Origin of the sequence: Pseudoneobacillus rhizosphaerae, from assembly GCF_917563885.1 — a bacterium.
GTDB lineage: Bacteria > Bacillota > Bacilli > Bacillales > Cytobacillaceae > Pseudoneobacillus > Pseudoneobacillus rhizosphaerae.
This window is the reverse complement of record NZ_CAKJTG010000008.1, coordinates 171,570-185,535: the sequence shown is the minus strand read 5'-3', so window position 1 is coordinate 185,535 and position 13,966 is coordinate 171,570. Positions and strand designations below refer to the sequence as shown.

Sequence of the window (13,966 nt, the reverse complement as noted above, 5' to 3'; positions counted from 1 at the left end):
CATTATTTTATTCTAAAAAGTCTTTTAGTCTTTTGCTTCTACTTGGATGTCTTAGCTTTCTTAGAGCTTTAGCTTCAATTTGACGAATACGTTCTCTTGTAACACCAAATACTTTACCAACCTCTTCAAGAGTACGTGTACGCCCGTCATCTAAGCCAAATCGAAGACGAAGTACATTCTCCTCACGATCTGTAAGTGTGTCTAGAACATCTTCTAGTTGTTCCTTTAACAACTCGTAGGCGGCGTGTTCAGAAGGGGAAGTGGCATCTTGGTCTTCAATAAAATCTCCAAGGTGGGAATCGTCTTCTTCACCGATTGGTGTTTCTAGGGAAACTGGTTCTTGAGCTATTTTTAGAATTTCTCTAACTTTATCTGGAGTCAAATCCATATCTTCAGCAATTTCCTCTGGAGAAGGTTCACGCCCTAAATCCTGAAGTAATTGTCTTTGAACTCTAATTAATTTATTAATGGTCTCAACCATATGGACAGGGATTCGAATCGTTCTAGCCTGGTCTGCAATTGCACGAGTAATAGCTTGACGAATCCACCAAGTAGCATAGGTACTAAATTTAAAACCTTTACGGTAATCAAATTTTTCGACCGCCTTAATAAGGCCCATATTACCTTCTTGAATAAGGTCTAAGAAAAGCATGCCACGTCCTACATAGCGTTTAGCAATACTTACAACTAGACGTAAATTTGCTTCCGCTAATCGGCGCTTTGCTTCTTCGTCACCTTCTTCAATTCGTTCAGCAAGAGAAATTTCTTCTTCTCCAGAAAGTAGGTCAACACGACCAATTTCTTTCAGGTACATTCTAACTGGGTCGTTGATTTTAACACCAGGTGGAACACTTAGGTCGTTTAAATCAAATTCATCATCATTTTTAGCTAAATCTTGCACTTTCGGGTCGGCATCATCATCACTGTCTCCCACTAATTCAATGCCTTGATCACCCAAAAACTCATAAAATTCATCCATTTGATGAGAATCCAACACAAAAGAGGACATCTTTTCTGCAATATCATCGTATGCAAGTACACCGGTTTTTTTACCAATCGCAGTTAATTGGTCCTTTACCTGATCAAGGGACAATTCTGTTTCAACCTCTTTAGCTCTGGCTGATTTTTCAGTCATATGACCCCCTCCTTCCAAAATCACTCAATCTCAAATTTATTTTTTATTTTAATGACTTTTGCAATTGTATAATTTCCATCGCAATGGTTGCTGCTTTTTTAAAATCTTTCTGTTTTTCAGCCTCTACCTTTTCTGCATTCTTTTCTTTTATCTTTAACCTTTTAGGATAATTAAACACCTGTTTTAAATAATCATTTAATTCTTGAGGTGCTAACTCTGCATTGATGGACATCATCTCAATTTCTGCCACAATTCTTTTTAATTGATCATCCTTGATGTAATTGAGAAATGAACTTGGGTCAGGTAGATTCCCCTCTTCATAATAGCCAATTAAATAGGTAAAAATTGCTTGATATTCATCAACATTAAAGGAATAACCATTAAGCAAATCTTGTACTTTATAAGCAACATCACTATTTCTAATCATATGTGCAATTAATCTACGTTCTGCCGTCTGATCAGCAGGATATAGGCTCTTTGCTGTATTGATGGATGGATGTTTTTGAAAAGTTTGACTTGGATGATTTTTATTATTTTTAGATATAGGTTGAAGCTGCTGTTTCAAGGCATCTAAAGAAAGTGAGAATTCACCAGCTAACTGTCTCAGGTAATGATCTATTTCAACAGCTTTACTAAGCTTACCTATTTCCTTTAATACTTCTTCGATATAAAGTAAGCGATCTCCTTCATTCTGTAGGTTTTTTCCTCTTCTAAAATAGAGAAATTTAAAGGACATCCAGGTAACTGTCGATCCTATTACTTCATGACGAAATTTCTCAGTACCGTATTTCTTTATATAATCATCCGGATCTAAACCATCAGAAAGCATCGCTACTTTTACCAAAATCCCAGCACTGGAAAGCATTTTTCCGGCACGATATGCCGCTTCAATCCCCGCATAATCGGAATCGTAACATATCGTAACCGTTTGAACTATTTTTTTCAGAATCCCTACATGTTCTTCAGTTAATGAAGTCCCCATTGTAGCAATACCGTTATCGACATCTGCCCGATCTGCGGCAATAACATCTGCAAATCCTTCAAATATTACAGAATGACTTGTTTTTCGTATACTTGGTTTTGCTAAATGAAAATTGTATAAAATTTTACTTTTATTAAAGATTGCAGTCTCAGGACTATTTAAGTATTTTGGCTCATCTTGCCCTAATGATCTACCTGAAAAAGCAATCGTTTTCCCGTTTCGATCAAAAATTGGAAACATAATTCGGTCTCGAAAGCGGTCAAAGAAACTATCATCGCTTTCTCGTTTAATAATAAGTCCAGCCTTTTCCAATATTTGAGGTGTGAAATTTCTCTTAAGAAGGAACTTTGATACAAAATCCCAAGAATTTAACGAATAACCAATTTGAAACTTTTTTATGGATTCCAGTGTAAAGCCCCGATTTAATAAATACTCTAAAGCATGCTGACCCTCTTTTGTATTTACAAGTAAATGATGATAAAATTTACGTAACAGATCATGAGCATCGAGCATTTGTTGAATATCGTCGGAAACCTTGTTCTCATTAGTTAAAGAGGCTGGGTCTAATGAAAGCTCAATGTTGGCTTTCTCCGCTAATTTAATAGCTGACTCAACAAAGGATAACCCTTCCAAATCCATTAAAAATGAAAATACATTTCCACCAGCTCCACAGCCAAAGCAATGAAAAATTTGCTTATCAGGTGAAACGGAAAATGAAGGGGAGTTCTCGCCATGGAAAGGGCATAATCCAAAATAGTTTCGACCTTGTTTTTTCAGTTGAACATGTTCGCTAATAACATCAACAATATCCACTGACATGCGAATTTGATCAATTTTTTCCTCGGCAATACGTTCTGCCATGAGAACAACTCCATTAGTATTTCGTGATTCATTTTGAAATTCCTTCAAATTTCGACAAATTTTTTGTTAATTTTTGAACAAAACGTTTTCTGTCATCATTTGTAAATGCTACGATGCCTAAATAGGGTCTGTAAATATTGAGCATAGGAAGCAACAATCATACACTGAACAGAAAACGAATTTGCAATTTGACTATTTCCTCTTTACAGGAAAAGCGCCAGAAGTAACAAAAATTGTCGGAACTTGGTTTGTAATAATAGTTATTCTACATCACTCCACCATTTCCTTCTTTTGAGAAGAACTTTTCAATTAATAAAATAGTGTGTCGAATTTTTTTAGCTTCTGAGTCTTGACTTCTAACAATAAATAGTTTATTCGTAACTTTGGAAGTCTAAACCTACTTCGATACTTTTTTTATCACAATTTTTAATTATAGTATAGAAAAGACAGGATTTCTATATCTTTTTTACTTTTTTATTTCAATTTCAAGATAATTTAAGTATTTATTTGTTTTTCGAGTAAATCTATCATGATTAAATAACTACAGAATTTTTTAATAAAAATAAAAAAACACATGACTTTAGCCATGTGTTCTATATATGCTTATCTTCTTCTTTTATGATGATATAAAATAACATTTGCTGTTTCTTCTACCGCTTTATTGGTCACATCGATGACCGCGCAACCAATCCGGTCTACAATCTTTGTAAAGTAGTTTATTTCTTCTTTAATTCTCTCGATATTCGCATAACTAGCTTGGTCATTTAAGCCTAGTGACTTTAAACGTTCCTTTCGAATATCATTAAGCTTTTCAGGACTAATCTTTAGTCCAAAGCATTTCTCGGGAGGAACTAAAAATAATTCTTCAGGTGGATCCACTTCTGGAACAAGCGGTACATTAGCCACCTTTAATCGTTTATGGGCCAAATATTGGGAAAGTGGTGTTTTTGAAGTTCTTGATACTCCAACTAATACGATATCCGCTTTTAAAATCCCCCTTGGATCACGTCCATCGTCATATTGAACTGCAAATTCTATGGCTTCTATCTTCTTAAAGTAATCCTCATCAAGCTTTCTGACTAATCCTGGTTCAAATAACGGTGTTTCTCCGCTTAGCTCCTGGATTTTATCCATTAATGGGCCAATTAAATCGCATGCATAAATTCCAGTCTTTGCTGCTTGCTCTATCATATATTCTCTTATTTCTGGTTTAACAAGAGTAAAGGCAATCATCCCTTTATCTAATTTAACTAATGAAATAACTTCATCAATATTTCCTAAATCCTCTACAAAAGGAAATCTTTTTAGGGTAATTTTTGAATCATTAAATTGGCTAATTGCCGCCTTTGTCACTAATTCAGCTGTTTCTCCAACTGAATCCGAAACAACATAGATTACTGTGCTCAACTTTTAATCTCCCCTCTGGAGTTACTGGTCTTTTGCAAGAGATAAAAACGCCTTTGTGATATTCGTTTTCGTAATTCTACCGACTACCTCAAATCCATTTTCCGTTTCTTTCACGATTGGTAGGGCATCAATTTGCTTTTCGATTAATTTCTGTGCAATATCAATCAACAAGTCTTCCTTTTTACACATTGTAATATTCGGCATTCGAGTCATGATGATATTGACTGGAATGTTGGTCAGTTCTTGTTTACCTATACTTGCCCTTAACAAATCCTTACGTGATAAAACACCAACTAATTTAGAATTGTGATCGACGACAAACATTGTACCAACATCTTCCAAAAACATAGTGCAAATAGCATCATATACTGAGACATTTTCACTAACAACTACTGGAATTGATTGAAAATCCTTTACATATAGCTTCTGTAAATTTTCTGTTAACAATTGTGTGCCTGATTTTCCTGTATAAAAATAACCAACTCTTGGCCTAGCATCCAAAAACCCAGCCATTGTCAGTATCGCCAAATCGGGTCTTAATGTTGCTCTAGTAAGGTTTAATTGGTCTGCAATTTGCTCACCTGTAATGGGTCCGCCTTCTTTCACAATTTGCAGGATAAGCTCTTGCCTTTTATTCAATTCGATTGTACTCACCACCTAACAAACATTAATGGCAGAAAAATATGTATCCCTAACAATATAAGTATTATATACCTTTATTAGAAAAAGAAAAATAGCCAGCCGCGAACAAGGCGACCAGCTATTTACTCATTTAACAATTATTTCATTTACTTTAGCAAAGTTTACAATATATTTTGCAAGACTAGCTAATAGACTTAAACGGTTCGTTTTTATTTCCTCGTTTTCAACCATTACCATTGTATGATCAAAATAGGCGTTAATGGCAGGTTTTAAAGAAATTAATAACTCATAATAATTCTCTTCAGTAAGCATTGCATTTAGGGATGTGTCAAGCAATTGCAGTTGTTCAAATAGAGTTTTTTCGTATTCATTCTCAAATAATTCAGTGTTTATTTCTTTTACTTGACCAGCTTTACTAGATATATTTAATACTCGACTTAATGCTTCCATATTTTCTTTGAAATCAGGATTGTCTTTACTTTGTTCAAGAAGCACTGCCTTTTTAACCAGGGTTGAAACAACTCCGATTCCTCCCCCTAAAACGGCTTCAATAATATCATATCGAATACCTTTTTCCTGTAAAAGGTGTTTAATACGTAGTTTAAAGAACGTTTTTAACTCCTCTTGAATTTCTTCTATATCTTTCTTTTGTATACCTGCTTGCTCTACTAACTTCAATGAAAGAGTCAAAATTTCTTCGAAACTTACTGTCCACTTTTTAGCTAAAAGAATTTGAATAATTCCAGAAGCTTGTCGTCTTAATGCATAGGGATCCTGAGATCCACTAGGAATCTTCCCAATAGCAAAAAAGGATGATATCGTATCAAGCTTATCAGCGATAGCTAGTAAAGCTCCCACATTACTTGGAGGGGTTTGATCTTCTGAGTTACGAGGCATATAATGTTCATTTATTGCACTTGCAACAAGTTCACCCTCGCCTTTTTGTAAAGCATATCTCTCACCCATTTGACCTTGCAATTCTGGAAATTCATATACCATATTGGTAACTAAATCAAACTTACAAATTTCAGCTGCACGATTAACTGCTATTTTTTCTTCTTCTGTTACGTTTATCAAGCCAGCAATTTGATTAGCGAATTCTTGTACCCTAGCATTCTTTTTGGAAAGAGTACCAATTTCTTCATGATAAACGACAGTATTTAACTTTTTTAAACAATCCTCTATCTTTAACTTTTGATCCTCATTATAGAAGAATGAAGCATCGGAAAGACGTGCTCTTAATACCTTCTCATTTCCTTTAGCCACTGTTTCCAGATGCATATGATCACCATTTCTTACGGTAACAAAGAATGGTAATAGCTTTCCATCCTTAGACTTTACAGGGAAATATCGTTGGTGCTCTTTCATTGAAGTGATTAACACTTGCTCGGGCAAGTCTAAGTAAGTCTCCTCAAATTTACCGAACAATACGGTTGGGTATTCAACTAAATTGTTAACCTCCTCCAATAGATTTTCATCCATTGGAATATTCCAATCGTTTTCTTCCATTAAATTTTCAATTTGTGAAATAATTGCATTCTTTCTCTCTGAAGCATTAACAATTACAAATTGACTTAATAAAGTTTGAACATAATCACTAGCTTCATCAAAAGAAATTCTTTCTCCTAAGAAGCGATGACCGAAGGAGTATCGATCTGTTTTAACGTCTGTAATACTAAAAGGAATAATTTCACTTCCAAATAAAGCAACTAACCATTTGATAGGTCGAACATATTTAAGTTCGTTATCCGCCCAGCGCATGTTTTTAGGAAAATATAAATCGGTTATCACTTGTTTTAATTCAGGTAATAACACTTTTGTTTCTTTTCCTTTAATAAACTTTTTAACGTGTACGTATTCAATTCCATTAATCTCTTTAAAATATATATCGTCAACACTTGCTCCTTGACTTTTTGTAAAACCAATAGCTGCCTTGCTCCATTCACCTTTATCATCTAATACTATTTTTTTCGCAGGACCTTTTGCCTCTTCGTGAATATCTTCTTGCGCTTCACTAATTCCTTCTATCAAAAGTGCTAATCTTCTTGGAGTGGAGTAGTTAGAAATCACTTCAAAGGCAATTTTATGGCCTTTTAACCAATCTGTTGTTTTTTGTTCTAATTGATTAATGGTATCGGTAATAAATCGAGCTGGCATTTCTTCTAAACCAATTTCTAAAAGCAAATCGCGTTTACTCATGGTCTTTTGTCTCCTCTCGTTTTAAGATTGGAAATCCAAGTTTTTCTCTTTCATCATAAAATGTTTTAGCTACTTTACGGGCCAAATTACGACAACGACCTATATAGCCGGTTCTTTCCGTTACTGAGATTGCACCTCTGGCATCTAACAGATTAAATACATGCGAGCATTTTAAAACATAATCATATGCTGGATGTACTAGACCATTCTCCATTTGTTGATGGGCTTCTTGCTCATAAATTGTGAATAAATTAAAAAGCATGTCAATATTAGAAGTTTCAAACGTATATTTTGAATGCTCATATTCAGGCTGTAAAAAAATATCTCGTACTGTAAATCCTTCTGTCCACTCCAAATCAAAGACATTTTCTTTATCTTGAATATACGAGGCAAGTCTTTCAATACCATACGTTATTTCAACAGATACGGGCTTACATTCCAGTCCACCAACTTGCTGAAAATAAGTAAACTGAGTAATTTCCATACCATCTAACCATACTTCCCAACCTAGTCCCGCACAACCTAGGGATGGATTTTCCCAGTTATCCTCAACAAAACGAATATCATGCTCAAGAGGATTAATTCCTAAAGCCTTTAGTGAATCTAAGTAAAGCTCCTGGATATTATCAGGAGATGGCTTCATTATTACTTGGAATTGATGATGCTGATATAGACGATTTGGATTCTCACCATATCTACCATCTGCTGGACGGCGAGATGGCTCAACATAAGCTACATTCCAAGGCTCTGGTCCGATAGCTCTAAGAAAGGTATAAGGACTCATTGTTCCAGCACCTTTTTCAACATCATAGGCTTGCATTAAAATGCAGCCTTGGTCTGACCAGTGCTTTTGTAAAGTTAAAATCATATTTTGAATATTCATTGGTACAAACACCTCCATTTTATTTAAAAAAACAAAAAAACTCTCGTCCCTATGCCTTAAGCATAGGGACGAGAGTTACCCGCGGTTCCACCCTAATTGCCGCATTTTAAATGCGACCACTTTCATAAATGCTGCTCCAGAACGCCTTCCTTAATGCTCTATAGCCTAGCTCTCACCACCCTAGGTTCGCTTTTATAGAGGAGATTAAGTACTATTTTCCTTCTTTGCAACTATTTATGGCTCTTTTCGTAAACTTTGATAGCTATATATGGACAATTTCAATAAGAGATTTTGAACATTCAGCTATATTAGTCGATTAGCTTACGAAAAGATGCCCCGAAGTAACATTTAAAACGTACATCTGCATTTTTTCGTAAAGCAATATTTCTTACGAAAATAACCTAATTGATAATAGAAATATTATATTAAATATAAGTTCATTGTCAACATGTCTCAAATTTTATCTCGAAAATTTTCCATTTGATTAAGAAATCTTTTCGATTTTAAATGTAGACCCGAATATTCTTCATAATAAGCGTCGATTACTCTTTTTAATTCTTTTTTTGTGTCATCTTTAACAGAAATATCTCCTAGCCTAGAAAGATCCAAATAATAAAAAATCCTTAACAGCTTCACAGTCGCACTTGATATGTCGAAATGATAGGGATCAACTTCTATACAGCGATGACAGAGAAATCCATTCTCCCTTATAGAAAAAGAAAAATGACCGTCTGTATGCTCACAAACGGCACATTTATTTAAAATCGGATATAGACCTAATGAATTCAACATTTTCATTTCAAAAATATGAATGAGAATATCTAAATCATACTCCTCATTCATAAACGTTAATGTTTGAGATAAAAGTTCAAATAAATAAGGATTAGGTTTTTTTTCATCGGTACACTTGTCTGTAAGTTCTAATACATAGCTGGCATAGGCGGTCAAAAGAATATCTTCTCGAATAGTCCTCATTGAAGAAATCAATTCACCCTGCTGCATATTGCCTAAACCGCTTCCCTTTTGAATAAGAAAAAAACCATAAGAAAATAGTTGAGTGATAGCGCTCAGGCGACTGTTTGGCTTTTTAGCACCACGTGCCATCACTCCTACCTTTCCCCATTCGCGGGTATATATAGTTACAATTTTATTTGTTTCACCATAAGCTGTTGACCTAATAACGATGCCTTCACACTTTTGCAGCATCAAAGCTTCACCATCCAATTTTATGAGATGGGAAAATCGACCTCTGCTAGCTCTTCATTCTGATTTCTGGGTATTTCTTGCTTTTCCTTCTCTAACTCTTTAAAGATTAGATAAGTGTCAATATTACCTGTCTGGGAAAATACTTTCCAGGTAAAATCTAACATCGAAAACCCCACCTTTCAATTTTTGACTAGCGATGTAAATCCCAAATCCTTAAGATTATCATTACCTACAAAACCAAAAAAATGAGACGAAAAATTTACTAATCCAAATGATGCATAAACTAATTTTTTTACTAATATTTTATATAGGTGTACTTTTTAATACTCATCGTCTCGGAAGCCATAATCACGTAACTGATTCATTTTATTTCGCCAATCCTTTTGAACCTTTACCCAAAGCTCAAGGAACACTTTGGAACCGAGTAAATTTTCAATATCGACTCTGGCAAGCTTCCCAATTTCCTTTAACATACTTCCTTGTTTTCCAATAACAATCCCTTTTTGTGAATCTCTCTCCACAATAACTGTTGCCATAACGTGAATGACATCTTTATCTTGTCTGCGCTCCATTTTGTCGATTACTACTGCCAAGGAGTGAGGTATTTCCTCTCTTGTTAGATGAAGTGCTTTTTCTCGTATCAGTTCAGAAACAATAAATCTTTCAGGATGATCCGTTACTTGATCTGCCGGATAATACTGTGGTCCTTCAGGTAAGTACTTTTTAATGACAGTTAGTAGGTGTTCTACATTATTGCCTTCTAATGCCGAGATTGGGACAATTTCTTGAAATGAATGTTTTTCCTTATAGGATTCTATAAAGGCAAACAGCTCATCAGGATGTATTTTGTCAATTTTATTGATGATTAAAAAGATTGGAGTTTTTACAGATTGAAATTTCTCAATGATAAATTCTTCTCCACGACCGAAGCCTTCTTCGGCGTTAACCATAAATAGAATTAAGTCTACACCTTTTAATGTATTTTGAGCTACTTTCATCATAAAATCGCCAAGTTTATGCTTTGGTTTATGAATTCCAGGAGTATCAATGAAAATTAACTGTGAATCCTCGGTCGTTAAAACTCCTTGCACCTTATTTCGGGTCGTTTGTGGTTTATCGCTCATAATTGCTATTTTCTGTCCAATCACACGGTTGAGGAACGTTGATTTTCCGACATTAGGGCGTCCAATTATTGAAATAAATCCTGATTTGTATTCATTGCTTCGTGTTTGACTATTCATTTATTTCCTCCGTAGGGTAAATCTCCTAGTATATTTAATGTAAATTTATTTACTGTCATTAATAACGGTAATGTTTCAAGATAAATTTATTGTTTCTTTATTTTACCTCATTTCTAATTCTTTTTCATTATTTGTTGCAAAAACGTAATATAAGAGTTTGAATTTTCAAAACATTTAACGGTATTAATGTTGTTTATGTCATTTTATCGAAAGTATATTCCTTTTTCAAATGACATCAAAGAGATGAGTCTCATGACTCATCTCTTTATAGAAACATAAGGATTTTTGGAATAAAAATAATCATTCCAATTATTACAGAAAATATTGCATAAATCAAAACTGCACCTGCTGCAATATCCTTCGCCTGACCAGCTAATGGATGATATTGATCTGTTACTAGATCAACTACTCTCTCAATGGCTGTATTAATCATTTCCACAACAATCATTCCAGCAATCGCAATTAGAATAAACAACCACTCGGTTTGAGTTAGATTAAAAATAATCGCCAACACAATGACAATAACAGAAAATAATAAATGAAATCTAATGTTCTTCTCTTTTAGAATAGAAACTCGAATACCTTCAAGCGCAAACTTAAAGGTTTCAGAGTATGTATATATACGTTTGTTATCTTTTAAGTCCATAATCATCTAATATCTCTCTTTGCAGAGAAAACATTTCCTTCTCATCTTCTTCTGTTTCGTGATCGTAACCAAGTAAATGCAAAAATCCATGAACAGCTAAAAAACTTAACTCTCTCATAAAGGAATGACCATACTCTTCAGCTTGTTCCTTGGCTTTTGGGATAGATATAATAATATCTCCTAATATCCTTGGCATATCAACACCTACGACCTCAACTTCACCTTCGCCAAGTTCCTCCATTGCAAAAGAAATCACATCAGTTGGGTAATCTTTTTGTCGATATTCACGGTTAATCTCCTGAATACTTTCATTTGTAACAAAGGTGATAGATATTTCACTCCCTTGCTCCACGTTTTGTTTCTTAGAAGCAAAGGCTAAAATATTTTCTATCTGTATTAACTCATTATCATTTAAGGAATTCGTTTCATCGTTACTATCTATCACTAATGTCATTTATTTTTCACCTTCTACTTTGTCATTTTTTGGGTATTCAATACGAGAATGAAATATACCTTTTAATGTTTCAATAAATGAATGTGCCACAATATCAAGCTCCTTCAGAGTTAAATCACATTCATTTAACTGACCATCCTGCAAACGATCAGAGATAATATTTCGGATAAGTGACTCTATTTGTTCAGCAGTTGGTTGAGACATCGAGCGAACAGCTGCTTCAACACTGTCGGCTATTCCAACAATTGCGGCTTCTTTTGTTTGTGCTCTTGGACCTGGGTAACGATAATCTTCTTCTTTTGCTTCTTTTCCATTTTTGTTTGCCTTATGATAAAAGAATTTTAACAGAGTTGTACCATGATGCTGTTCAGCAATATCAATAATTTCTTTTGGCATACGATGCTTTTTAAGCATTTCCGCTCCATCTGTAGCATGCGCAACAATAATATTTGCACTTGTTTGTGGAGGTAATCGATCATGTGGATTTTCAATATTCATTTGATTCTCAATGAAAAATTGCGGTCTTTTTGTCTTACCAATATCATGGTAATAACAGCCCACACGTGCAAGTAGACCATTTGCTCCTATTGCCTCACAAGCTGCATCAGCAAGGTTTGCAACCATAACACTATGATGATAGGTACCAGGTGTCTCTGTTAATATTTTTCTTAGTAAAGGATGATTAGGATTCGATAATTCGATTAACCTCATTGTTGAAAGAATGCCAAAGCTTGCTTCAAAGAAAGGCAATAAACCAATAGTTAGCACGGACGAACTTATTCCTGAAACCAATGCGACAAGAATGTAAAGTCCATAATCAAGTCCGCTATACTGTCCATTTTGTAAGAACATAAGCGCTAAAATAACAACAATGTTTACTAATGAAACCAAAAGACCCGCTTTTAATATTTTTGAACGATGATTTTGTCTACTGAGTATTAGTATCCCTGCAATTCCACTACACAATATATAAATTCCAACCGCCATATTGAAAGTACCAGCAGTACCTTGATTAAATATAGTACTTCCACAAATGGCAATTATTATTGTATAGAGTATCGAAAGTTTTTCATCCATAAGTATTTTAATTAGCAGTGCTCCCATGGCTGCTGGAAAGACGTAGCCAATTTCTGCATAATCAAATTGTTGAAATAAACTCACTATTTTCATTATCACGATAGCTAAAATAAAGATAATACTAAACAATAGTAAGTTGGACTGCTTTGCTTCTGTTGGAATTCTTTGTTCGTAAAAAAAATAATAAATGGCTGAAAGTACTATTAAGATGACCAATGTTAACCCTATAAATGGCTGAATGGCATTCTTACTATCTAACACACCAACTAGTTCTAATTGTCTGTATATATGTTGATCAACAAATTTACCCTCTTCTACGATAATTTGCCCTTGCAAGATACGGACAGGTTCAATTCCTTCGATCGTCTGTTGTCTTAAAGTTTCCGTTGCTTCTTGATCATAAAATACATTTTGAACAACAGCATATCTTCCTAATTCAATTGCTGAGGATTTTAAACTGCTGTTAAGACTAGAGGATTTTATTTGTTCTTCTAACTGATTCTTTGCCAGCACAACATCACTCGCTGAGATTTTTTTACTCATAACTTCATTAATTGCTGTAATGGTAATATCTTTCGCAATTGTTAACTCACCTTTTTTGGCTTGTACTAAAGCTATAAATGTTTGGTTAGTGAGTTCTTTCGTTTCATTGTCAGTAAGTTTCCTTTTTAAGATTTCTACCCGTTCCTGGATGGATAAAATTGGCGATTCCGTAACGTCAGCTTTTTCGTATGTTTCTTTCGTTTCATCAATGACCTCGATGGCTGACTGGAAAATAGAGGTAGTAAGATCGATTCTGTTTTGTGCAATTTCTCTATTAAGCGAATAAACATCATTCACTTCCTCTAAGGCTTCTTTCCTTTTTCTTTCCGTACTATCTTTATCTTCAACAGTAATTGGAGAGCGTACAGTCTGTTCTGCAACTTCCAACTTCCTTAAATCTAATTTCTCTGGCTTCACATTACTGTACATGGCGGTAAATAGGACAAATCCTAAGATCAAATACAATAAAACACGAAAAAAGGTAATTTCCAATAAATTTCTTAACTTTCCTAAATGCTTTTGTAATTTATCCATGTCATTTCCCTCCTATCTTAGTCCCATGACCAGATAAGCGAATGTCATATTTGGCTAATCAATTTATCCTAGATGTAGTTTCTCCTTTAATAAACAGCCATAATTCCATTCATTTATAATGATACGTAAATACTAACAGTTTTCGCGTAATTTTTC

Annotated in this window: 12 protein-coding genes and 1 other annotated feature; all 12 genes read right to left on the bottom strand. The window is 34.4% G+C overall.

The window, feature by feature from the left end; genetic code table 11:
• Nucleotides 1-7: 7 nt before the first annotated feature.
• On the bottom strand, nt 8-1,135 hold the full coding sequence (gene rpoD / locus LRP83_RS09060; RefSeq protein ID WP_230496371.1) for an RNA polymerase sigma factor RpoD: 1,128 nt from the start codon (nt 1,133-1,135) through the stop codon (nt 8-10).
• 43 nt (nt 1,136-1,178) lie between these two features.
• Nucleotides 1,179-2,978: a DNA primase gene (dnaG, locus tag LRP83_RS09055; protein WP_230496370.1), complete on the bottom strand. Its 1,800-nt coding sequence runs from the start codon at nt 2,976-2,978 to the stop codon at nt 1,179-1,181.
• 603 nt (nt 2,979-3,581) lie between these two features.
• Nucleotides 3,582-4,385 (bottom strand): pyruvate, water dikinase regulatory protein, encoded by an 804-nt coding sequence (locus LRP83_RS09050; RefSeq protein ID WP_230496369.1) that lies wholly within the window; start codon nt 4,383-4,385, stop codon nt 3,582-3,584.
• 21 nt (nt 4,386-4,406) lie between these two features.
• A complete protein-coding gene (gene ccpN / locus LRP83_RS09045) occupies nt 4,407-5,042 on the bottom strand; it encodes a transcriptional regulator CcpN (protein ID WP_290369523.1) in 636 nt (211 codons plus the stop codon).
• A 111-nt stretch (nt 5,043-5,153) separates the two neighbouring features.
• Nucleotides 5,154-7,226 carry a glycine--tRNA ligase subunit beta gene (gene glyS, locus LRP83_RS09040; protein ID WP_230496367.1) on the bottom strand — a complete coding sequence of 691 codons (2,073 nt, stop codon included), beginning with the start codon at nt 7,224-7,226 and terminating at the stop codon, nt 5,154-5,156.
• Nucleotides 7,219-8,109: a glycine--tRNA ligase subunit alpha gene (gene glyQ, locus LRP83_RS09035; RefSeq protein WP_230496366.1), complete on the bottom strand. Its 891-nt coding sequence runs from the start codon at nt 8,107-8,109 to the stop codon at nt 7,219-7,221. Before glyQ ends, glyS begins: the two co-directional genes overlap by 8 nt.
• A 61-nt stretch (nt 8,110-8,170) precedes the next feature.
• Nucleotides 8,171-8,343: a binding site (T-box leader), on the bottom strand.
• 219 nt (nt 8,344-8,562) lie between these two features.
• Nucleotides 8,563-9,315 (bottom strand): DNA repair protein RecO, encoded by a 753-nt coding sequence (gene recO, locus LRP83_RS09030; RefSeq protein WP_230496403.1) that lies wholly within the window; start codon nt 9,313-9,315, stop codon nt 8,563-8,565.
• Nucleotides 9,316-9,335: 20 nt separating this feature from the next.
• On the bottom strand, nt 9,336-9,479 hold the full coding sequence (locus tag LRP83_RS09025) for a YqzL family protein (protein ID WP_230496365.1): 144 nt from the start codon (nt 9,477-9,479) through the stop codon (nt 9,336-9,338).
• 156 nt (nt 9,480-9,635) lie between these two features.
• Entirely contained in the window at nt 9,636-10,556 is a 921-nt protein-coding gene (era, locus tag LRP83_RS09020; protein WP_230496364.1) for a GTPase Era, read from the bottom strand.
• Between the two features lie 265 nt (nt 10,557-10,821).
• Nucleotides 10,822-11,208: a diacylglycerol kinase family protein gene (locus LRP83_RS09015; RefSeq protein ID WP_230496363.1), complete on the bottom strand. Its 387-nt coding sequence runs from the start codon at nt 11,206-11,208 to the stop codon at nt 10,822-10,824.
• On the bottom strand, nt 11,186-11,656 hold the full coding sequence (ybeY, locus tag LRP83_RS09010) for an rRNA maturation RNase YbeY (RefSeq protein WP_230496362.1): 471 nt from the start codon (nt 11,654-11,656) through the stop codon (nt 11,186-11,188). The genes LRP83_RS09015 and ybeY overlap by 23 nt, the downstream gene beginning before the upstream one ends.
• The gene (locus tag LRP83_RS09005) at nt 11,657-13,810 is read right to left on the bottom strand and encodes an HD family phosphohydrolase (RefSeq protein WP_230496361.1); all 2,154 of its coding nucleotides are present in this window, start codon (nt 13,808-13,810) and stop codon (nt 11,657-11,659) included.
• Nucleotides 13,811-13,966: the final 156 nt, after the last annotated feature.

Bases quoted from the DNA above. Each gene is read 5' to 3' on its own strand.
- dnaG (WP_230496370.1), bottom strand. From the start codon at position 2,978: ATGGCAGAACGTATTGCCGAGGAAAAAATTGATCAAATTCGCATGTCA.
- glyQ (WP_230496366.1), bottom strand. From the start codon at position 8,109: ATGAATATTCAAAATATGATTTTAACTTTACAAAAGCACTGGTCAGAC.
- LRP83_RS09015 (WP_230496363.1), bottom strand. From the start codon at position 11,208: ATGATTATGGACTTAAAAGATAACAAACGTATATATACATACTCTGAA.
- LRP83_RS09005 (WP_230496361.1), bottom strand. From the start codon at position 13,810: ATGGATAAATTACAAAAGCATTTAGGAAAGTTAAGAAATTTATTGGAA.
- era (WP_230496364.1), bottom strand. From the start codon at position 10,556: ATGAATAGTCAAACACGAAGCAATGAATACAAATCAGGATTTATTTCA.
- ybeY (WP_230496362.1), bottom strand. From the start codon at position 11,656: ATGACATTAGTGATAGATAGTAACGATGAAACGAATTCCTTAAATGAT.
- rpoD (WP_230496371.1), bottom strand. From the start codon at position 1,135: ATGACTGAAAAATCAGCCAGAGCTAAAGAGGTTGAAACAGAATTGTCC.
- recO (WP_230496403.1), bottom strand. From the start codon at position 9,315: ATGCTGCAAAAGTGTGAAGGCATCGTTATTAGGTCAACAGCTTATGGT.
- LRP83_RS09025 (WP_230496365.1), bottom strand. From the start codon at position 9,479: ATGTTAGATTTTACCTGGAAAGTATTTTCCCAGACAGGTAATATTGAC.
- glyS (WP_230496367.1), bottom strand. From the start codon at position 7,226: ATGAGTAAACGCGATTTGCTTTTAGAAATTGGTTTAGAAGAAATGCCA.